The sequence below is a fragment of the Pseudoalteromonas sp. ATL1 genome, assembly GCF_058933015.1.
Genome location: NZ_JBZYXL010000001.1, coordinates 2,395,290 through 2,416,522 on the forward strand (window position 1 = coordinate 2,395,290; position 21,233 = coordinate 2,416,522).

Consider the following 21,233-nt stretch of genomic DNA (forward strand, 5'->3'; position numbering starts at 1 on the left):
CCTTTTTAATGTTTGATATTTATTGCAAGTGTAATAGCTACCTAGGTTGCTTTTTCGTTGCATACAATGGATACTGTTTTTATATACAGTATTTTGTTGTTTGTTATGCGTTACGCTGAACTATTCTGTCAAAGTAATTTCTCTTTTTTGCAAGGTGCTTCCCATCCTGAGGAGTTGGTAAAACAAGCTGACTTTTTGGCTTACGATGCATTGGCGATTTGTGATGAATGCTCTGTTGCTGGAGTAGTGAGAGCGTATCGTGCGATTAAAGATCATCGGCTGTCGTTGAAGTTAATTGTAGGGAGTGTGTTTCAACACCAATCTTTGAAATTTGTATTGATTTGCCCTAATCGACTTGCCTATGCAGAGCTTTGTCGTGTGATCAGTAACGCTAGAAAGCGCGGTGAGAAAGGTAAGTATGAGCTGGCTTTGTGGGACTTGATGTCGGTTAAACACTGCTATGTTATTTGGTTACCCGCATTTGATGGTCAAGATGCGCATTGGGCAGTTTGGCTAAAGCAGCACCATGAAGGACGGCTTTGGCTTGGATTGCAGCGGCACTTATTACATGATGACAGAGAATATATATTGCATTGTAGTGCGCTAGCTGTGTTGCATGATATTCCCATCACCGCTTGTGGTGGCGTATTAATGCATGTAGCCAATAGGCAAAGATTACAACATGTGCTTAGCGCAATTCGTTTAAATAGTTCCATTTACGAGGCCGGTGAACATTTGCTGCCTAATGCAGAGCGCGCTCTGCGCAGCAAAGAGAAGTTGAGTAAGCTTTATAAACCACAGTGGTTAAATACGGCTTGTGAGATAGCACAGCGCTGTACTTTTACTCTGGATAGCCTGCAGTACGAATATCCAAGTGAGTTGGTGCCTAAAGGCCATAGTGCAATGAGTTATTTACGTTTGCTGGTGGAGAAGGGCAAACAATTACGCTTTGCCGCAGGTATGCCGGATGACATAAATAACCTGATAGAAAAAGAATTATCGCTGATTGAGTCGCTTAATTATCCTTACTTTTTTCTGACTATTCATGATGTCGTGATGTTTGCCAAAGAGCGGGGGATTTTGTATCAAGGGCGAGGATCTGCGGCAAATTCGGTGGTGTGTTATTGCTTAGAGATCACAGCGGTTGATCCTCGTCAGATCTCCGTACTTTTTGAGCGTTTTATAAGCCAAGAACGTGCAGAGCCACCAGATATTGATGTTGATTTTGAACATCACCGTCGTGAAGAAGTTATTCAATATATTTATCAAAAATATGGTCGAGAGCGCGCCGCTTTAGCTGCGACCGTGATCACGTATCGTTTTAAAAGTGCAGTGCGCGATGTAGGTAAAGCACTTGGTATGGACTCAAGCCAATTAGACTATTTTATAAAGCAGGTAAATCGCAGAGACAAAGTGCTGTCATGGCAATCACAGTTGGTTGAGTTAGGGCTTGATCCTCATTCGTATCAGGGCCAGTTATTTATTGAGCTAGTGGAAGAAATACTGGGTTTTCCTAGGCATTTATCTCAACATGTTGGTGGTTTTGTGATCTCAGCTGGGCCTTTGTATGAATTGGTGCCCATAGAAAATGCGGCGATGGCTGAGCGCACAGTGATCCAATGGGATAAAGATGATTTGGAGAGCCTGTCTTTATTAAAAGTCGATATTTTAGCTTTGGGTATGCTCAGTGCGATAAGAAAGTCGTTCGATTATATTGAGCAGCAATTTAATTACCGCTTTAGTATCGCTGAGATCACCGCGTTAGGTGATGATCCGCAGGTTTATCAAATGATCCAACTAGCCGATACGGTTGGGGTATTTCAAATTGAGTCACGTGCGCAAATGAGCATGCTGCCTAGGTTAAAGCCTGCTTGCTATTACGACTTAGTGATCCAAATAGCCATAGTGCGGCCTGGCCCCATTCAAGGCGGTATGGTTCATCCATTTTTAAAATGTCGTAGCGGTGAACAAACCATTAGTTATCCTTCAGACGAAGTAAAAGCTGTACTCTCTCGTACGCTGGGCGTGCCGATTTTTCAAGAGCAAGTAATTAAACTTGCCATGGTTGCTGCAGGGTTTAGCGGCGGGGAGGCAGATAGATTGCGCCGCGCCATGGCTTCTTGGAAAAAAACAGGGGAGCTGTTGCAATTTAAAGATAAGTTGCTCAAAGGCATGCAACAAAGGGGGTATTCGCAAAGCTATGCTGAGCAAATATTTGCACAGATCTGTGGGTTTGGGGAATATGGCTTTCCTGAAAGTCACTCTGCGTCTTTTGCCGTATTGGCGTATAGCTCTGCTTGGCTTAAGTGTTATTTTCCTGCATTTTTTTATACTGCTTTACTCAATAGCATGCCAATGGGCTTTTATAGTGCTTCACAACTTTGCCAAGACGCACAACGTCACGGAGTAGCGGTTTTACCAGTTTGCGTCAATTACTCTGAATATGAACATCAGGTGGTTGTTTATCAGTCGCAATTTGCTATCCGTTTAGGGCTGTGTATTGTGAAAGGGCTGAGCAACTCAGCAGCCGATATGCTATTAGCGCACCGCCCTAAACATGGCTATAGCAACTGTGAACAGTTAAAAGCCATTGGCGTAAGTGTGGCAAGTATTGAGCGCTTAGCATCGGCTAATGCGCTGGCTTGTTTTTCTCTAGGGCGGTATGGCGCTCGTTGGCAGTTGATGGATAAAGAAAGCGAGTTACCACTTTTCCAAGGCCTGCAAGTGTTGCAAAGTGATGATTTGGCTGCGCCCATTGGCGAGGGCAACGAGTTGGATAATGTATTAGAAGACTATGCAGCAACAGGGTTGACGCTAAATAAACACCCGATCACACTACTTGATGAGGCCGGCCGGCTTGGTCGTTTTACGCGTATGGCGCAGTTGGAGCAACTTAATGACAAACAGTTGGTGACGGTGATTGGCTTAGTCACGGGTAAGCAGGCACCAGGCACAGCGGCAGGGGTGACATTTTTTACCCTAGAAGATGATACAGGAAATATTAATGTGATTGTTTGGGCTGGCACTGCACGAGCACAAAAACAGGCTTATCTGAGTGCCAAAATATTAGAGATTAAGGGCACAATTGAACGTGCTGAAAATGTCATCCACATCATCGCTGGTCGCTTGTTAGATCGCACTGACTTGCTAGAGACATTAAAACCCAACACCAGAGAGTTTCATTAACATTTATCATTGTTAAAAAGTTAACTATTAGCCTCTCAACATAATCTTACACCCTAAATTAGTTTGTTTAACGGGTACTTGAAGTCTATCTAAATTCGCTTCGTTGAAACTAAATGTAACATTTTAGTCGTAACATTTTTGCGCACTATCGCAATCATAAATAGCGTGTTTGGTGCCAGTCTTTGCTAATTTAACGTAAATAAGTTATTGATTTTAAATTTTAATTTCATTTCTTTTTGCTGTAAAAACGGAAATTATTTAAGGCTAAATGTTAAAATTTGCCTAATTGTCTGGCGGTAAAATATGTGATAGAAAAAGGGTGGTTAATTAAAACAATAACTTACATAAAAACAGGGGAAAGGAAACAATGAAGCCAATATTTACATTAAGTGCATTGTCTGCAGCAATGTTACTTGGTCAAACTCAGATTGCACATGCAGCAGATGGGCAAAAAGTTGAGCGCATTGAGGTGACGGGTTCACACATTAAACGTACGGATATGGAAGGTCCATCTCCAATTCAATCAATTTCGGCAGGGGATTTAGCGTCTACAGGTTCAACCGACCTAATAGGTGCGTTACAGAAGTTACCAGTTGCGGGTACGGGTACCTTCAGTACACAAGGTAACTCAAGTGATGACACTGCAAATGGTGGTTCGAGTGTTGCGTTAAGAGGCTTAGGCGCGTCTTCAACATTGGTGCTCATCAATGGTCGCCGTGTTGCTGTTAGTCCATTTGCAAAAGACATTGAAACATCATTCGTTGACTTAAACACCATCCCTGTTTCATCCGTTAAGCGCATTGATATTCTTAAAGATGGTGCATCAGCGACTTATGGTTCTGACGCTGTTGCAGGTGTAATCAACATTATTTTGCGTAATGACATAGATGGTTTTGAAATATCGGGTAAAGTTTCAGATACCGCGGATGGCGGTGGTGATGAGCAAAACTTCACGGTATTGTGGGGCTCATCAACAGACAAAGGCCAGCATAACTTCTCTTTAGATTATTTTAAGCGCGGTGATGTTTTTTATGGTGACAGAGACTACACAGCGACTGCAGATCAGCGTTTTAGAGGTGGTAATAACTCGCTGAGTTCTTCAGGTTTCCCTGGTAGCATCGAAATTGTACGCAGTATGCTTACTGACGAGCAGTGGAACAGATTGCCTGTGACTGGTACAGCAGAAGATGGCACGCCAATTCGACAAACTATTTTTGCTGATGTATGGGGTAACGATACTTGCCCTGAAAATATGATCATTGGTGATATTTGTCGTTATGATTATGCCTCAGTGATGAGCCTTGTTCCTTCAACAGAGCGTGTCAGCTTCAATTATAACGGTGTACAAGAACTTGCTGATGGCGTTGAAGGTTTTGCTGAATTCTCAGCACAACACTCTTCTACGTTTATTCAAGGTGCAGGTAGTCCAAGCTTCACAGAATTAACCATGAGCGGTGACAATCCAAATCACCCACTGGCAAATAATCCAGATCATTTCCTACATGGCGTTGATATTTCAATGCGTCGTCGTACAGTCGATATTGGTAACCGTAAAAAAGACGTCGACTCAGAGTACTATCGTGCAGTATTAGGTGCTCGTGGTAACTTCAATGATTGGGATTGGGAGCTTGCTTATTCATCAATCCGTTCAAGCGCGGTCGAAAAGGGCTTTGATGGTTTTCCTAACAAAATCCGTGCTCAAGAAGCCATTGATATGGGTTTATGGAACCCGTTTGAACCAAGCACAAATACAGCTGCAGGGCTCGCGTATTTTGAGACCACCACAACACGTTACGGTGCATCAACGATGCAATCGATTGATGGTACCGTATCTGGTGAATTATTTGAGCTAAGTGCAGGTTATGTGTCAGCGGCATTTGGTTTTGAAACTCGCCGTGAAAAAATTGAAGATAATCCTGATAGCCAATATATCCGTGGTGAAATCTTTGGTACTGAAGCGACACAAGCGAATGGTGATCGAGATAACACAGCGGTGTTTGCGGAATTTAGCGTGCCAGTATTAGACACGTTAGAGTTACAACTTGCTGTTCGTTACGAAGACTACAGTGACTTTGGCACCACCACCGATCCAAAAGTGGCATTTAGATGGGCTCCAGTTGATTCACTCGTTGTTCGCGGCTCGTGGGGGACTGCATTTAGAGCACCTTCTTTAGTGCAGCTACATTTAGGCCGTACTGATGAATCACCATCAGTGATAGATAAAGACCGTTGTCGCCAAACTGGTGCGGAAGTCGATTGTGAGCCAACTGAATACACAGCAGTTGTTGCAGGTAATAAAAACCTACAACCGGAAGAATCAGAAAACTACAACTTAGGTGTGGTATGGCAAGCGACGGATGCGTTTAGTGTGGGTGTTGATTATTGGAATTACGATCAAAAAGATCTAATCAAAAAAATCGGTGCGCAAAAGCTAGTTGATTGTTGTAGCACTGATCCAAACCTGGTTGTTCGTGCACCAAGTCAAGGTAGCACGCTAGGCCGAATTCTTACGATCAACGATACGTTTGTTAATGTTGGTGGCCGTGAAACGGATGGTTTTGACGTCAACTTAGCCTACGAGTTAGCAACCCAAACGATGGGTGAGTTCAGATTTAACTACAACCTGACATACGCACTTAACTTTGATGAGCAGCTATTTGAGAGTGATGCACAAGGTAATACACGACCTGTTAATGAAGATTTAAATGGTGAGTATCAGCATCCACAATACCGTTGGACTGCTGGAGTTGATTGGGCTAAAGATGACTGGTTAGCAACCTTAAACGTGAACTACGTTGATTCGAATAAAGACCTTGAAGACAGTGACGGCAATAAGTACGAAATTGATTCGTGGACGACTTATGACGTTACTGTAAGCTATATTGGCTTTAAAGATTTAACCCTGACGTTAGGTGCGGCAAACTTGTTTAATGAAGAAGCACCTCTTGCGCCTTCAGAGTCAATGGGTATTGATAACAAAACGCATAGTGCGTTGGGTCGTCAGGCTTACTTGAAGTTTGACTATAAGTTCTAATTTAATTGCATTGTATGTTCGAACAAAGCCCAGCTGATAAGCTGGGCTTTTTTATACTATAAATTTTGCCACTGTTGCTTGAGGCCTATGGCATAGCACAGCCCAAGCGCCAAACAGATGAGCGAACTAATTAGCCAAAACAATTCACTACGACCTTGTGGGTTAAAAATAAAGGTAAAACCTACGGTTCCACGCAGTAAAAACACACAGGTAACAGCAAGCAACAAATATCGAGTCATGGGCACAATTGAAATCGCTTTAGCACCATAAAACGCCATCACTGCCCAACACGACAATACTGCCGTGATCGCCAATGTTATCAGGGTGGGGTAGAACTACCTCGTTCCGCAAGCTGTGCGAACTGCTCACCAGCGCCAAAAAAACGATAACCGTCTGGGCCCCAATAGATACAGTACAAATGCATAATTGCAGCCATGCCCGTGCCAATTGCTGCACACAATAACCAAGGGTTCATGAAATACCTCAATGAGTTAATCGTTAACCCTGGTACATTAGCATGGCGTATGGGAATACAATATCTTAATTTGTAAGCAAATATGCTTCTTCTGGGTGTAGCGTAAGCACTTCAAAACCCGTGTGTGTAACCAAAATAGTATGCTCAGTTTGTGCAGACAGTTTTTTATCCTTAGTGACCACCGTCCAACCATCTTTTTTGGTTTTAATTTTGGCGGTACCTTGGTTGATCATAGGCTCAATGGTAAAAGTCATGCCTGCCTGCAACTTCAAACCTGTGTTCGGTTTTCCATAGTGCAGTACATTAGGGGCTTCATGCATTTGTTCCCCAATACCATGACCACAGTATTCTTTGACTACGCTGTAACCTTGTTGGTGCGCGAGTTTTGCAATGATATGGCCAATGTCACCGAGTCGAGTGCCTGGTTTGACAAGTTTGATTGCTTGCCACATGGCATCTTGTGTTGTTTGCACCAACTTTTTAGCTTCTTCTGTGGCATTTGGCATCACATACATTTTACTTGAGTCCGCAATAAACCCGTTTTTTTCAAGCGTAATATCAAAGTTAACTATGTCTGTTTCACTTAGTATGTGTTGCTCATTCGGCATGCCATGGCAAACAACCTCATTAATCGAGCTATTGAGCACATACTGATAACCATATTGCCCTTTAGAGGCAGGGCGGGCATTTAGCTCATCAGTGATGTAGGCTTCCACGGCGTCATTCACTGCCATGGTCGAAACACCGGGCTTTACAAGCGTATCAAGCATTACAAATACTTGCGCAAGTAAACGGCCAGACTCGCGCATTAGCTCAATTTGTTCGGGAGTTTTGATAGTCACATCATTCATTGGGCTTGCTCTGTTGCAAGTGTTGGGTTAACTCAGCTTGGATCAGCTGCGTAAAGGTTTTATCTGGGTTTAACTCGGCCAAGCGGCCCATTTTTATCCAAAATTCTGCTTGAGAATTAATGGAGCGAGACATGACTTGTGACGTTGTACGTAACTCTTCGTGCAAGTCATCGGAGATTTTAACAATACCCAAAATATACATCCTATATATGATTTGTATATACATTGTATATTTTGGGTGTTGAAAAGCAATAGCCTTATTTAACCTCAGCTGCTGCGAAGTTAATCAGCCAGTCCAAAAGGGTCATCAATGCTGTGGCTTGGTTGTGTAAACCACTTAGGCCCGTTATCCGTCATATAAAAGTGATCTTCTAAACGAATACCAAATTCATCAGGCACAACCAGCATAGGTTCATTGCTAAAGCACATACCCGTCGCAAGTGGCTGTGGATTGTCTTTAACCAAATAGGGCCATTCGTGAATATCTAAACCAATGCCGTGACCTGTGCGGTGTGGGCAACCCGGGAGGTCATAATCAGGACCAAGGCCAACAGAGGCAAGATAACCACGAGCAGCAGCATCAACAACCCCACATGGTTTGCCAATTTCCGCAGCCTCAAAAGCGGCAAGCTGTGCATTTTTCTCATGTTGCCACATCGTACGTTGTCGTTCGTTTGCCTCACCAAATACATAGGTACGGGTAATGTCAGATAAGTAACCTTCGAGCTTACAACCTGTGTCTACTAACACTACATCGCCTTTTTTAAGTACTTGTGGTTCTTTTACACCATGCGGGAAAGAGCTAGCTTTGCCAAATAGCACAATACAGAAGTAGTTACCCGGCGCACCAACTTTTTTATGAGCTTGGTTGATGAAAGCTTCAACTTCGGTTGTTGTTATCCCTTCATGCAATATGCTTGCGGTGGCTTTATGCACTGCAAGCGTCATGTCCATAGCGCGCTGGATCAGTGCAAGCTCGTTGCTTGATTTATGCATCCTGCAATGTGCAGTGACTTCTTTGGCATTAATAAGTTTTAAACTGAGCGCTGCTTTTGCAATACCATCGACGACAAAAAAAGCAGTACTTTCGTCAATACCAATGGTCGCTTGCTCACCGATCCCCATTTTTTTCAATACGCTGGCGAATAGAGCATAAGGGTTTTGGTGTTCTTGCCAATCATTAATTGGACCCTCGATGATTTGATAATCAAGCAGTGAGCCAATTTCAAAGGTCGGCGCAATAAATTCAAGCTGACCAGACGCCGGTAAGATTGCACCGACCATACGTTCGCTTGCGTACCATTGCATACCGGTAAAATACTTTAAGTTGGTGCCAGCGTTGAGATAGATGGCATCAATGTTGTGCTGCTGCATATACGCTTGTGCTTTTTCAATGCGTTGCATATATTCTGCTGGCTGAATGGCGACGACCCCCTGTGTCATATCACTAAGTGCATTGAGGGCTTGTTGTTGTGATTGTGTACCAATGCCGAGTGTTGTCATACGTGCTCCTAAAATCTGTCTATTCTGTAAGGGGTTAAATCAAGAGAAGGGCGTTCATCTTGACACAGTTGGCCTATCAATTTGGCGGTAATTGCCGATTGAGTTAGACCTAAATGCTGGTGGCCAAATGCAAATAGCACATTGCTATTATTCGGGGCTTGGCTAATAACTGGCAGTGAGTCAGGAAGTGAAGGGCGACAACCCATCCAAGTATCACTAACCGTTCGTGTTTTTAAATTATTAATTAGATGCTTGGCATGTTTAACGAGCATGGTCGCACGCTGTGTGCGTTCTGGCGCATCGAGACCTGCAAACTCGACAGTACCCGCTAAGCGTAAACCTTGTTGCATGGGAGTGATGATAAACTGTCTTTCGGCCGATGCAACCGGACGCGATAGAACGTCGTGTTCATCGAGCATCGCGTGATAACCACGCTCGGTATCCAAGGGCACGTTGTAACCCAGTTTCGCTGCTAGGGGTTTACTCCAAGCGCCCGTACAAATCACGATTTTGTCGAATTCATATCTGTGATTATCTGAAGTAAGGAGTTCGATACTCTGTTCAAAAGGGGTGATGTCTTTCACCGCTTTTTTAATGAAAGCGCCTTCATTGTGCATAAATTGATTAAAAATATGTAGGCACAATTTATGTGGGTTAGCTGTATGCCCAACCTCATTAAACAGCAGCGCGTTTTTTATTGATTTGCTTAGTCTAGGTTCAAGTTCGAATAGTGCATCGCCCTTAAGCCATTGCACGGCAACGCCCTGATCTTTAAAGGCGCGATAGGTTGCAGCTATATCATGTTCTTTCGTAGTCTCGAAGGTTAAAAGAGAACCATTTTTAGTGATTAGTGTATCTCTATCTGCTTCATTTAATAACTCCTCAAAAGCAGGCAGAGCCGCTTCATTTAACGCTCTGAGTGCTTTGGTATGATCCTTAAATGCGCTGCTACGCATGTTGCAAACAAATCGAAAAAACCATGGAAAAATTTTGGGTAAATAACGCCAGTCAATGCGCAGCGCACTATTTGGGTTGAGCAGCATAGTGGGTAGCTTTGGCAATAAAGATGCACATGCGAGAGGAAATACCTGTTCAGTCGCAAAATGCCCTGCATTGCCTTTTGAACAACGTTCGGCAACGCCATTTTCGTCAAACAAGGTCACTTCAAACCCTAAATCGCGCAGTTTTTTGGCAGTACATATGCCAATAACACCCGCGCCAATCACGGCAATTTTTTGCTTATTTTTATACATGCAGTTTCCTCTTGTAGAAGTCGTTCAAACGAGTTTTTGCGCATTTTTGTTAGATTGTATTTTAGCCATAACCGATTATTTAATAATTATTTAGCACAAAGCTCGCTTCAAAATTTTATTTTTTATCATGAATTTAAGCTATAGATTTCATCATTTGTTAATAATTATAAAATAAAATTATCACTCGGATATTGATTATTGTATACAATATACCTAAGATGGTAAATACAAAAACCAATGAGGAAAAATAAGATGATCGATTGGCAAGGGGTTTACCCAGCAGTAACAACCCAATTTAATGACGATGGCAGCATTAATTTTGAAGCAACAAAGGGCATGATTGATGCGCTTATTAAAGAAGGTGTTCATGGCATTATTGTTTTAGGTACTGTGGGCGAAAATTGCTCTTTAAGAGTGCATGAAAAGCGCGAAGTACTTAAAGCTGCGAAAGACATCGTTGCTGGCCGCGTACCATTATTAACGGGTGTAGCTGAGACAACCACGCAGTTTGCTATCGAATTTTGTCAGGATGCGGAAGAAATTGGTATCGATGGATTGATGGTACTTCCAGGGATGGTCTACCGCTCAACGGAACGAGAGGCAATTTATCATTATCAGCAAGTAGCGCGCAGTATGTCTTTGCCTGTTATGATTTATAACAATCCAATCACCTATGGCGTTGATGTATCTATCGAAGGTATGAAGGTACTGGCGAATGAGGAAAATATTGTGGCAGTTAAAGAAGCCACAGAAGATACACGCCGGATCACTGAGCTGCAAAGCGCATTTGGTGATCGTTTCACTATCTTTGGAGGTGTAGATGATATTGCCCTAGAAAGTTTGATGTTGGGTGCAACCGGTTGGATCTCAGGTCTGACTAACGTATTTCCAAAAGAGTCTGTGGCAATTTATGAATTGGCACGCCAAGGACGTTATGAAGAAGCCAAAGAGATCTGGCGTTGGTTCTTACCATTACTGCGTTTAGACACAATTCCTACGCTTGTACAGTGTATTAAGTATGCTGAGCAATTAGCGGGCCGAGGCTCAGAAGTAACTCGTGCACCACGCTTAAGTCTTCCTGAAGAGCAAAAAGCAATGGTGGCGCGTTTGTACGATGAAGCAATGAGTAACCGTGTTGACTTAACTAAATTTAATTTGGGTTAAGCTTATGCGCAAAGGGACATTTTCATGTATTGATGGCCACACTTGTGGTAACCCTGTGCGCTTAATCACCAGTGGTCACCCCAATTTACGGGGTGACACAATGAGTGAAAAGCGACAGCACTTTATGGCTGAATATGACTGGATCAGACAGGCGCTCATGTTTGAACCTAGAGGTCATGACATGATGTCAGGTTCATTCATATACCCACCAACGACGGCAGACGGTGACGCGAGTATTCTGTTTGTTGAAACTTCTGGATGTTTACCCATGTGCGGTCATGGCACTATTGGTACCATCACATTTGCACTTGAGCACGGTTTGATCCAGCCTAATGAACAAGGCCAATTAAAACTTGATACACCAGCTGGGCGTGTTGATGTGAATTACTTGATGCGTAATGGCAAAGTCGAGTGGGTTAAACTGTTTAATGTTCCTGCGTTTCTGGCCCATGAAAATATCACGGTCGATGTGCCCGAGCTTGGGCAATTAACGGTGGATATTTCCTATGGCGGTAACTTTTATATCATCGTTGAGCCTCAGGAAAACTTTCCAGGTATTGAAAACTGGAATGCCAGTGAGATTCTCAAATACAGCCCAATCGTACGACAGATCATAAATAAACAACTTGAGTGTGTGCATCCACTCGATGCAACGGTCAAAGGGGCCTCTCACGTCCTTTGGACAGGACAACCTAAACAACAAAACTCCAGCGCAGCGAATGCCGTTTTTTACGGCGACAAAGCAATCGATCGTTCACCATGTGGCACAGGCACCAGCGCTAGAATGGCGCAATTGTTCGCAAAAGGGCTGCTTAAAGTTGGCGAAGAGTTTGTACACGAAAGCTACATAGGTAGTCAGTTTGTTGGGTGTGTTGAAGGTATCACAGAGATTGCGGGCAAAGCTGCTATATTGCCCAGCATTCGTGGTTGGTCAAGAGTCACTGGTACAAGCAATATTACCGTAGATGACGATGATCCGTACGCATTTGGATTTCAGGTTATTTAATAAATATATACAACAGGAGTAAGTTATGGAGATCAGCGGAGCAAGTTACATCGCAGGGCAGTGGTGTATCGCCGAGGGCGCAGAGCCGTTTTTTGGCTTTTCACCGAAATTGAATCAGCCTTTGATCACCCCTATTTATGAAGCGACAGCGCAGATGTTAGAGCAAGCAGTGAATGCGGCTCAGTTGGCGTTTGTACAATTCCGTCAAACTAGCCCAGCAGAGCGCGCTACGTTTTTATACGCCATTGCAGATGAAATTGAAGCACTCGGTGAGCAACTGTTTGAAGTAACACATCAAGAAACGAATCTACCACTTGCGCGCTTACAAGGTGAGCGCGGACGTACAGTCACTCAATTACGTGCATTCGCACAAAATTTAGAGCAGTGCAAAAATGGCTTATTGGATCTTGATATTGAAGACATGGCAGATCCAGGCCGAGCACCTTTAGCAAAGCCATATACTCGTTTAAGTCACTTACCAGTGGGTGTTGTTGCCGTATTTGGTGCTTCAAACTTCCCTTATGCATTTTCCACTTTGGGTGGTGATACTGCGGCGGCATTAGCAGCGGGTTGTCCAGTGGTTATGAAAAGTCACACAGCTCACCCGGCGACCAGTGAATTAATGACGCATGCCATTGATAGAGCAATTGCAAAAACAGGTATGCCTAAAGGGGTGTTTTCGATGATCCAGGCGAAAGGCTATGGGATCTCTCACCAATTAGTTGCTGCTGATGATGTGAAAGCGGTTGGTTTCACAGGGAGTTTTGGTGTTGCGCAAAAACTAATGGAAACGATCGCAACCAGAAAAGAATCGATCCCATTTTACGGTGAATTGGGCAGCGTCAACCCGCAGGTTGTATTCACTCAAAAAGGAGTGGAACAAGGCAAAGAGTTAGCTCAAGCATTGTGTCAATCTGTATTAATGGGCAATGGCCAATTTTGTACAAGCCCAGGTTTGTGGTTTGTACCTAGCAGTGCAAGTCAATTGGTTGAAGAAGCAATCAGGCAACTATCACAAAGCACTTCTGATACTTTGCTGTCTCCTAACATTGTTAGTGGGTTCAAACAAAGTGTTGAAAGGTTAAAGTCGACAGACGGGGTGACGCTGTTAGTTCAAGGTCAGTTACAAGAAGACTTTCATGCAAATGCACATTTGTTTACTACTGATGCACAAACATACCTTAATAACACATCGTTGCACGAAGAGGTCTTTGGTCCTTCAGTCATGATGGTTAAGTATGACAACGATGAGCAACTAAAGCAGTTGGTTGATGGTTTAGAAGGGCAGTTAACAGCCTCTATACATGGCACGCAAAGCGATTTCGCCAGCAACGCTGAAACAATCGAAGCACTGCAATATAAAGTAGGTCGTTTAATTGAAAACCAAATGCCGACTGGCGTTGAAGTTTGCGCTTCTATGAATCATGGCGGGCCATTCCCTTCAAGTACGGATGTAAGAAGTACGTCTGTAGGGCTGAATGCAATGTTGCGATTTTTAAGACCAATTTGTCGTCAAAGAAGTAACTAATTGTTGATAAATGTTAAGCAAAAAAAGACCCAGAGCAAAGGGATGCTCTGGGTTTAGGGGATGGCTCTAGAGAGCCAATGCGTTACTTAAAAACACCTTCTATACATTAGGGAGAAGTAGAAAGTAAACTTAAGTGTAGTTAACTATTCATAAAAATTACAAACATCTGAAATATTTTTAAAGTTATTTAAAAACAGTTGTTTATGCCTCATATGACAAATTAATCTAAAAAAACACAAAAGATATATCCAAGATATATTCAAGTTATTCCCAAGTTATCAACTGGCTGTTGCTCACTAAATCTCTCGGTAAACTGTTTTTAATTTTAGACTTTTGCCACTTTCCTAAACCAACAGGTGCACCACATAAAGTTAAAATTACTTCACCTATATTTGTTGATGCTTGTGCAAGACGTATGTCTTTACCTTGAAAGTAATCTATGGCTTGTTGTTGCGTCATTTCAAATGTATTTTGCTCGGCGAGTGAGCCAAGTGAGGTAGCCAGTTCATGCTCTAAGCGCACCCCATTTTTATGCGTTGTTCCGACTTGAATACCAAGGCGAGCGTATTTAATCTTGTCTTGGATAAGCTCGAAATGTTCAGGAAATAACCACAACTCCTTATCGCGGCTCATTAGTGTGCCGGGAAATTGTTTTATCGCGAATTGCTTTTTGATATAGCTTTGAAAACTCTGTGTAAGCTTCTTATCCGCTGGCACAAATGGGAAAGCGCCTTTTTTGATTTTTTGGTTGGCATTATCAACGGAACCAAGCTTTTTAAAGCGGGCAATAAAAAAGCCTTCGCTATCGTATATTTGTGGCCAAACATGTAAATAGCCTTGTTCTGTGGTCGCTTTGTCTGCGCCTTTAAATAATGAATCTAACGGCTCTATCTCAATTTGCTCTGGAAAATGTTCAAGCAGATATGAGCAGACGTCTTGGTTTTCCAATGGCGTTAAAGTACAGGTTGAGTAAACCAAAGTACCACCGGGTTTGAGGGCGTAAAAGGCGCTTTTTATCAGGTTTTTTTGTACTTGTGCGATGTCGATATTCGACTCAATTGACCAGTTCTTTAAGGCGTCGGCATCCTTTCTAACTGTACCTTCTCCTGAGCAAGGCGCATCGAGCAAAATACTATCAAAGCATTCAAACATATAATCGCCGAATATGACGCCATCAAAATGCGACAAAGCACAGTTGCCTACTCCCATGCGCTTCATATTTGCGGCTAATACTTTGACTCGGGACGAAGATAATTCATTTGCGACCAATACACCTTCATTATTCATAATGGCTGCCAGCTGCGATGTTTTTGAACCGGGAGCGGCTGCCATGTCGAGCACAAACTGACTTTCTTCAAGTGCTTCTTTAAGTGCCATGGGGGGGAGCATTGAGCTGGCTTCTTGCACGTAGATACAGCCACTTAGGTGCAACTCGGTGTTGCCAATAGGTAGATTTTGTTCTTCTTGTTCAGGGCGGCTAAGCCAAAAGCCTGTGTCGCACCAAGGTACGGCATCGATTTTCCAGTCGTGCTTCTCACAGTAATCTACAAAGTCTGCAACCGACATTTTTAAGGTGTTGACTCGAACCGAACGTCTAAGCGGACTTTGGCATGCTTTAATGAAATCGTCGATTGACAAGTTGCTGGGTATATAGCTTTTTACGTCGTCTAAAAAAGCATCTGGAATATAAGTCGAAGAATTCAAAAGTGGCGCCTAGCTTCAATTGTGCAAAACGCCATTTTATCATCGCCGAACAAGCGCTAAAAGAGGAGGTTGTGGTTATACAAACAAATTGTTGTATAAGAATGCAAACCAAGCGATGAAAAAGCAGCTTGTTGCTAGCGCAAAGGCGATTGTTCGTAACAATAGGTTTCTACCTACTACATGCTCAAAGCAATGCCAGTAGCGCGCGACAACAAAAAAGGTACTCACTACATACCAAAAGTGTCCATCAATTTGCTGTTGATTTAAAAGGCAAAGTAACACAATAAAAAGTGTCGACTGCTGAAATTGATTGTCGTAACTATTGCCTGCTAGGGTGGTGGTAAGCGGCAGGTTTTTCTTTTTAACAAACTGAATATCGGCGGCTGAAACTTGTTTACGCCGTATTGCGCCGATGCGTAAACTCGCGGTTAGCAACCATAAAAAGCACATCAGTGCGACTAAGAAAAAAATTGGATAGTGGATCCACATCAGAACATACCTTTTGTTGATTAATTATAGGTACTTTACGAAAGTAAGTAGAAAAGCTAAATTGGCATTAATGACATAAAAAAGGTTAAAAGTGACAATGTTAAATGTGGCGATTATTTGCCCAGACAATGCGCTTGCGAGTGGATTGACCGGGATCATCGATATACTCAATGTGACCAATATTGTCGCACAGCGAAATTTGTTTTCATGGCAATTGGTGGGTATTGAACAATTACAGGTGAGAACCAGTCAGGGATTAACCATCAACTGTGATTTAACACTTGAGCAGCTGCGAGAAACGGACGTGATGCTTTGGGTTGGCTCACAATTTCAAGGCCCACATCTACTTTGGAAAGCATGTCAAAATTTGACTCGGCATAGCGAGCATATCAATGCAATTGCGCGCCAAGCAGAATACGTTATAGCAACCTGCACCTCGGTGAGCTATTTGGCGACCAGTGGGTTCTTAGATGGTGTGCACGTCACAAGCAGCTGGTGGTTAAAATCCTTCTATCAGCGTTATTTTCCTGCACTTAAAGTGAGCCAAGAAAAAGTGTTTTTACAGCAGGGAAATGTGCTTACTTCAGGCGCTGCACAGTGTTATTTTTCAATGATGCTGCACTTTGTAGAACAAAGCTGCGGTGCTCAAATTGCGGAAGATGTGCGCTCTTGGTTGGCATTACCTGAAATGCTACAGAGCCAACAGCCTTACATGCGTATTGGCGCATTTGAGCTGCACAAAGATAGCAAACTGTTAGCATTACAAAATTACATCAAAGAAAACTTATCCGCAGATTTAACTTTACCAGCCTTGGCCAATAAATTGAGCGCAAGCGAGCGAACTTTAATCCGACGTTTTCAAAAGCAGGTTGGCTTATCACCATCCAGCTATGTGAGGCTCGCAAGATTAGAAAGAGCGAAACAGTTGCTCAGAACAACCCGTTTGAGCATTGATGAAATATTGTGGCAGGTAGGTTATCAAGACTTAAGTTCGCTCAATAAAGTGTTTAAAGCACAGTATGGAAAAAGTTTATCTGACTATCGACAAGCAAACTAAAATTGAAAAGCGACGTGATTGCTAAACTGTGCTACGCTGCTCGTGATATTTCACGAGGCGGTGTTGGTTAGCATGGTAAAAGAATTTTTAGGTGATACTGAGTTATTGTTGAATGCAGTCGGAGAAGGGATCTATGGGTTTGACCTGTCTGGTAATGCTGTTTTTATTAATCCAGCTGCGGAGCGTATGACAGGATGGCGCGCCGAAGAATTATTAGGCAAGAAAATCCACCAATATCACCATCATAGTCATGCGGATGGTACGCCTTACCCAGCCGATCAGTGCCAAATTTATTGCACTATGTTTGACGGCAAACATCGGCATGTAAAAGATGAAGTATTTTGGCGCAGAGATGGCACTTGTTTTCCCGTTGAATATACGTCTACACCCGTTTATCGAGATGGAATGCTCATTGGTGCAGTCGCGATATTTCGTGATATTTCAAAGCAACAAGAAACAGAAACGGCGCTGCGTAATGCCTTGGAGCAAGTGCAAACATTGAGTGAACAACTCAAAGATGAAAACGCTTACTTACTTTCAGAGTTGAACGAAGATTGGCAGGATTCCGGCTTGGTGGGCAGTAGCCATATCTTTAAAACGATGCTTGCGCAAATTGAACTTGTTAGCCAAACCAGCAGTACTGTTTTGATTTTAGGCGAGAATGGCACGGGTAAAGAGCTGGTTGCGCGTAACTTGCACAGACTCAGCGAGCGCAAAACTTTGCCTTTTGTGAAGGTAAACTGCGCGGCATTTACCCCAAGTTTATTGGAGTCTGAGTTATTTGGGCATGAAAAAGGCGCCTTTACTGGTGCCAATGAATTGCGCAAGGGCCGCTTTGAGCTAGCGAACAAGGGGACATTGTTTTTAGATGAAATTGGTGAATTGTCGCTTGAAGCGCAAAGTAAACTACTCAGGGTGTTACAAGAAAAAGAGTTTGAACGAGTCGGTGGTAGTAAGACCCTGTCTGTTGATATTCGTTTGATCACGGCGACAAATCGCAATTTGTGGCAAATGGTAGAGCAAGGGACATTTCGCATGGACTTGTACTACAGGTTGAACGTGTTTCCTCTTAGAGTGCCTGCGTTAAGAGAGCGCAAAGAGGACATTCCGTTACTCAGTGCCAATATCATTGCACAGCTCAATAAGCGTTTAGGTAAGCGCTTTCAAGGCGTATCGAAATCTGCTCTCAATAAACTGCAGCGCTATGATTGGCCCGGTAATATTCGTGAATTACAAAATGTCCTAGAGCGCGAAGCGATTTTAAGTAACGCGCGTTTAATTCAACTGTCTCAACCACTCAATGCCGGCGCACAGCCCGGTATTACGGCAAAAGAAATGGATGATTTGTCTCTTGATGAAGCGCAGCGTAAGCACATTCTAACGATACTGGAATTATGTCATTGGCGTGTAGCTGGCGAGCAGGGCGCTGCAGATAAGCTCGGGCTGAATGAAAGCACGTTACGTTCAAAAATGAAAAAGCTAGGAATCAATCGATCGTGAAAAATAGCGTAAAACGTGATATATCACGACGTTGTTTTGTGGCTAAAATTTAAATTCAATAAATTCAAAAAGATATGCAAACTTTCAGTTTGGTCTGAAAGTTGCAAATGTACTTGTGTCCATTACATAAGCAAGTAGATTTGTTATGAAGTTTGATATTAAAGAAGAAGATCTCATCATTAAGCCTTACAAGCACGAAGGTCCGATTTATATTCGTGAACAAAAAGGTTATTTTCAGAAAATTCGTCGCTCTTTAAGTTGGTTATTGATGCTAACGTTTGTTGGTTTACCTTGGATCAGCTACGACGGTCAGCAGGCGATTTTACTCGACGTTGCACATCAGCATTTTCGCATTTTTGGACTGACGTTTTTACCGCAAGATTTTATGATACTGGCTTGGCTGTTTATGGCAGGTGCCTTTGCATTGTTTTTTGTGACTAATTGGCTAGGTCGAGTGTGGTGCGGGTTTATGTGCCCTCAAACGGTTTGGATGCTCATGTTTACTTGGGTTGAACACAGAGTTGAAGGCTCTCGAAATCAGCGTATTAAACAAGATAAAGCCCCATGGAGTTTAAAAAAAGCCACTAACAAATTCACTAAGCACAGTATTTGGCTGGTTCTATCGGTCCTAACTGCCACGTCTTTTATGAGTTACTTCATCCCAGCAAAAGAACTCTATACAAATATGATCTATTTTGAGTGGTCTGGCCTTGTGTCGTTTTGGGTATTTCTTTTTGCGCTGTGCACCTACGGAAATGCAGGGTTCTTAAGAGAGAAAATGTGCACGGTGGCGTGTCCGTATTCAAGGTTTCAATCTGTGATGTTTGATAAAGACACTTTACTTGTCAGTTATGATGACGTCAGAGGAGAAAGCCGAGGTAAAAGAAAGCGCAAAGACGACCCTACGAAGTTAGGGCTTGGCGATTGCGTAGATTGTAACTTGTGTGTGGATGTCTGTCCGGCAGGCATTGATATACGAAACGGCTTGCAATATGAGTGTATTAACTGTGGATTGTGCATCGATGCATGTGATGAAACAATGGATAAGTTTGGTTATCAAAAAGGCCTGATCAGTTACAAGAGTGAGAATCAACTTGCGGGCAAAACCACTAACCCATTCAGGTTAAAGTTGGTCGGCTATGCGACTTTAACGGCGTTGGTAGTAGCAACAATGGTTGTATGGTTGTTAGGGCGTACACCGCTTGAAGTCTCGATCATTCGAGATAGAAATGCGTTGTATCGTGTTAACTATGAAGGGATTGTTGAGAATCCTTATACACTTAATATTATTAATAAAACTCAGCAAGTGATGCACTATCACATTGCGCTGCAAGGTATCGAGGGGGCAACATTATCGGTACCAGAACAGATAGAAATTGGCCCTGGAGATATGGAATTGGTATCTGTGACGGTGAGTGCTGATGGATATGACATCAAGTCAAAAGCACAGAAAATTACCTTCACCGTCAGTGCAGTTGAAGACGCGAGTATCATGTTAGAGAAAGAAAGTTACTTTTACAAAAATTAACTCTCAGGGGGCGTATCAATTGGTTGCCGCAAGAGTTTGCTGGTCAGAGTTGGCTGGAGCTCAGTTGGCAACCAATACAGCATAGTGTCGTTAAACTTTCTCGATGTTTTAATTTTTTTTAATGCCACATCTAAGTCGTTCAGTAGTTCGTTACTCTCGTCTCGTTTAGTACAACCAATATATCCGTGTGCAAAGTTGTTTGTTTCTTTGATGGTTAGCTGCGAAAGCTCATAATTATGGTCAAGTATTTGTTGTAAATGAAAGTGTTCACTTGGGTAACCTAGCGCGATATCAATGCGCTTTTTGATCAGCATACCGGTCAGGCCAACCAGTGGGTCTTTGCCTGGCCGAATCACAATTTGGTCTTCATCGGTATTTTTGATGATGTCGTCAATTTCACTGCCGAATGAGCGTTGGTATGAGATGCCAAGCGTGAGTTTGTGCTTTTGTAATAACTCTTTTAACGATGCCTGTTGACCAGGTTCTAGATTCAAAGTTTGTAGCGAAGATTTCCTGATGGCCATCGATGGGGATAGTCCAATGGTTGACACTTCGTTGGTGTATGCGATGTGTTTTTGCCTATCAACCGTTTTGTAAAGCGATACCATGCAATAAGTGTTGGAAGGATCGGATAGTTCTTTTATTGCGCGACTGGCAGGAAAAACGATATGGTTAAATTTGTACTCTGGCATTGCCTGAGCAAGCATTTGTACAACGCTTTCATCGCGGCCCATGCCTTTTTGAATACCATCTAAGATATAATACGGTGAGAAATCAACGTAAATCCAAGTTATTGACTTAGCTTGTAAAATAGAAGCCCACAAAAGCATTGTAGGGATCCAAATTTTTCTCATCTGCATATCCCACCTGCTCGTAATACTTTGAGTTTAGCAAATACTATTAAACATGAATTTGCATTAGTGTAAAATAATTGTGTTGATTGTATTTACAAAGT

17 protein-coding genes are annotated in these 21,233 nt (G+C 42.8%); 8 read left to right on the forward strand and 9 right to left on the reverse strand.

Annotated elements, in window-relative coordinates:
- The first annotated feature begins 105 nt into the window (after positions 1–105).
- Together AC5FX4_RS10840 and AC5FX4_RS10845 are read left to right on the forward strand one after the other, a co-directional pair.
- Complete coding sequence (locus tag AC5FX4_RS10840; RefSeq protein ID WP_493607809.1) at positions 106–3,186, forward strand: error-prone DNA polymerase; 3,081 nt, start codon at positions 106–108, stop codon at positions 3,184–3,186.
- 367 nt (positions 3,187–3,553) lie between these two features.
- Positions 3,554–6,220 (forward strand): TonB-dependent receptor plug domain-containing protein, encoded by a 2,667-nt coding sequence (locus AC5FX4_RS10845; RefSeq protein ID WP_493606403.1) that lies wholly within the window; start codon positions 3,554–3,556, stop codon positions 6,218–6,220.
- A gap of 56 nt (positions 6,221–6,276) precedes the next feature.
- On the opposite strand, the gene AC5FX4_RS10850 is transcribed toward AC5FX4_RS10845, so the two are convergent.
- The 6 genes from AC5FX4_RS10850 to AC5FX4_RS10875 all read right to left on the reverse strand — a co-directional run bounded on the left by AC5FX4_RS10850 (position 6,277) and on the right by AC5FX4_RS10875 (position 10,302).
- On the reverse strand, positions 6,277–6,501 hold the full coding sequence (locus AC5FX4_RS10850; protein WP_493606404.1) for a hypothetical protein: 225 nt from the start codon (positions 6,499–6,501) through the stop codon (positions 6,277–6,279).
- A 38-nt stretch (positions 6,502–6,539) separates the two neighbouring features.
- Positions 6,540–6,695, reverse strand: a complete 156-nt coding sequence (locus tag AC5FX4_RS10855; RefSeq protein WP_493606405.1) for a hypothetical protein — start codon at positions 6,693–6,695, stop codon at positions 6,540–6,542.
- Positions 6,696–6,760: 65 nt separating this feature from the next.
- Positions 6,761–7,546, reverse strand: a complete 786-nt coding sequence (map, locus tag AC5FX4_RS10860) for a type I methionyl aminopeptidase (protein WP_493606406.1) — start codon at positions 7,544–7,546, stop codon at positions 6,761–6,763.
- Entirely contained in the window at positions 7,539–7,739 is a 201-nt protein-coding gene (locus AC5FX4_RS10865; RefSeq protein ID WP_493606407.1) for a ParD-like family protein, read from the reverse strand. Before AC5FX4_RS10865 ends, map begins: the two co-directional genes overlap by 8 nt.
- A gap of 89 nt (positions 7,740–7,828) precedes the next feature.
- The gene (locus AC5FX4_RS10870) at positions 7,829–9,049 is read right to left on the reverse strand and encodes a M24 family metallopeptidase (protein ID WP_493606408.1); all 1,221 of its coding nucleotides are present in this window, start codon (positions 9,047–9,049) and stop codon (positions 7,829–7,831) included.
- 8 nt (positions 9,050–9,057) lie between these two features.
- Positions 9,058–10,302 (reverse strand): NAD(P)/FAD-dependent oxidoreductase, encoded by a 1,245-nt coding sequence (locus AC5FX4_RS10875; RefSeq protein WP_493606409.1) that lies wholly within the window; start codon positions 10,300–10,302, stop codon positions 9,058–9,060.
- Positions 10,303–10,554: 252 nt separating this feature from the next.
- Here AC5FX4_RS10875 and AC5FX4_RS10880 point away from each other — a divergent pair, with 252 nt between their 5' ends.
- Genes AC5FX4_RS10880 through AC5FX4_RS10890 form a run of 3 tightly spaced genes read left to right on the forward strand, consistent with a single transcriptional unit; the run spans position 10,555 to position 14,000 of the window.
- Positions 10,555–11,466 (forward strand): dihydrodipicolinate synthase family protein, encoded by a 912-nt coding sequence (locus AC5FX4_RS10880; protein ID WP_493606410.1) that lies wholly within the window; start codon positions 10,555–10,557, stop codon positions 11,464–11,466.
- Positions 11,467–11,470: 4 nt separating this feature from the next.
- A complete protein-coding gene (locus AC5FX4_RS10885) occupies positions 11,471–12,472 on the forward strand; it encodes a 4-hydroxyproline epimerase (protein WP_493606411.1) in 1,002 nt (333 codons plus the stop codon).
- Positions 12,473–12,497: 25 nt separating this feature from the next.
- On the forward strand, positions 12,498–14,000 hold the full coding sequence (locus tag AC5FX4_RS10890) for an aldehyde dehydrogenase (NADP(+)) (RefSeq protein ID WP_493606412.1): 1,503 nt from the start codon (positions 12,498–12,500) through the stop codon (positions 13,998–14,000).
- A gap of 264 nt (positions 14,001–14,264) precedes the next feature.
- On the opposite strand, the gene rsmF is transcribed toward AC5FX4_RS10890, so the two are convergent.
- Together rsmF and AC5FX4_RS10900 are read right to left on the reverse strand one after the other, a co-directional pair.
- Positions 14,265–15,704 carry a 16S rRNA (cytosine(1407)-C(5))-methyltransferase RsmF gene (gene rsmF, locus AC5FX4_RS10895; protein WP_493606413.1) on the reverse strand — a complete coding sequence of 480 codons (1,440 nt, stop codon included), beginning with the start codon at positions 15,702–15,704 and terminating at the stop codon, positions 14,265–14,267.
- A gap of 75 nt (positions 15,705–15,779) precedes the next feature.
- A complete protein-coding gene (locus tag AC5FX4_RS10900; RefSeq protein WP_493606414.1) occupies positions 15,780–16,193 on the reverse strand; it encodes an MAPEG family protein in 414 nt (137 codons plus the stop codon).
- 97 nt (positions 16,194–16,290) lie between these two features.
- Here AC5FX4_RS10900 and AC5FX4_RS10905 point away from each other — a divergent pair, with 97 nt between their 5' ends.
- The 3 genes from AC5FX4_RS10905 (at position 16,291) to ccoG (ending at position 20,278) form a co-directional block, all read left to right on the forward strand.
- A complete protein-coding gene (locus AC5FX4_RS10905) occupies positions 16,291–17,250 on the forward strand; it encodes a GlxA family transcriptional regulator (RefSeq protein ID WP_493607810.1) in 960 nt (319 codons plus the stop codon).
- Positions 17,251–17,322: 72 nt separating this feature from the next.
- Positions 17,323–18,750 (forward strand): sigma-54 interaction domain-containing protein, encoded by a 1,428-nt coding sequence (locus AC5FX4_RS10910; protein WP_493606415.1) that lies wholly within the window; start codon positions 17,323–17,325, stop codon positions 18,748–18,750.
- Between the two features lie 145 nt (positions 18,751–18,895).
- Entirely contained in the window at positions 18,896–20,278 is a 1,383-nt protein-coding gene (gene ccoG, locus AC5FX4_RS10915) for a cytochrome c oxidase accessory protein CcoG (RefSeq protein WP_493606416.1), read from the forward strand.
- Here ccoG and AC5FX4_RS10920 read toward each other — a convergent pair.
- Complete coding sequence (locus tag AC5FX4_RS10920; protein WP_493606417.1) at positions 20,275–21,138, reverse strand: TIGR02285 family protein; 864 nt, start codon at positions 21,136–21,138, stop codon at positions 20,275–20,277. The genes ccoG and AC5FX4_RS10920 overlap by 4 nt on opposite strands.
- Positions 21,139–21,233: the final 95 nt, after the last annotated feature.

Coding starts and splice junctions, on each gene's coding strand:
- AC5FX4_RS10840 (WP_493607809.1), top strand. CDS start 106: ATGCGTTACGCTGAACTATTCTGTCAAAGTAATTTCTCTTTTTTGCAA.
- AC5FX4_RS10845 (WP_493606403.1), top strand. CDS start 3,554: ATGAAGCCAATATTTACATTAAGTGCATTGTCTGCAGCAATGTTACTT.
- AC5FX4_RS10855 (WP_493606405.1), bottom strand. CDS start 6,695: ATGAACCCTTGGTTATTGTGTGCAGCAATTGGCACGGGCATGGCTGCA.
- map (WP_493606406.1), bottom strand. CDS start 7,546: ATGAATGATGTGACTATCAAAACTCCCGAACAAATTGAGCTAATGCGC.
- AC5FX4_RS10870 (WP_493606408.1), bottom strand. CDS start 9,049: ATGACAACACTCGGCATTGGTACACAATCACAACAACAAGCCCTCAAT.
- AC5FX4_RS10875 (WP_493606409.1), bottom strand. CDS start 10,302: ATGTATAAAAATAAGCAAAAAATTGCCGTGATTGGCGCGGGTGTTATT.
- AC5FX4_RS10880 (WP_493606410.1), top strand. CDS start 10,555: ATGATCGATTGGCAAGGGGTTTACCCAGCAGTAACAACCCAATTTAAT.
- AC5FX4_RS10885 (WP_493606411.1), top strand. CDS start 11,471: ATGCGCAAAGGGACATTTTCATGTATTGATGGCCACACTTGTGGTAAC.
- AC5FX4_RS10890 (WP_493606412.1), top strand. CDS start 12,498: ATGGAGATCAGCGGAGCAAGTTACATCGCAGGGCAGTGGTGTATCGCC.
- AC5FX4_RS10900 (WP_493606414.1), bottom strand. CDS start 16,193: ATGTGGATCCACTATCCAATTTTTTTCTTAGTCGCACTGATGTGCTTT.
- AC5FX4_RS10905 (WP_493607810.1), top strand. CDS start 16,291: ATGTTAAATGTGGCGATTATTTGCCCAGACAATGCGCTTGCGAGTGGA.
- AC5FX4_RS10910 (WP_493606415.1), top strand. CDS start 17,323: ATGGTAAAAGAATTTTTAGGTGATACTGAGTTATTGTTGAATGCAGTC.
- ccoG (WP_493606416.1), top strand. CDS start 18,896: ATGAAGTTTGATATTAAAGAAGAAGATCTCATCATTAAGCCTTACAAG.
- AC5FX4_RS10920 (WP_493606417.1), bottom strand. CDS start 21,138: ATGCAGATGAGAAAAATTTGGATCCCTACAATGCTTTTGTGGGCTTCT.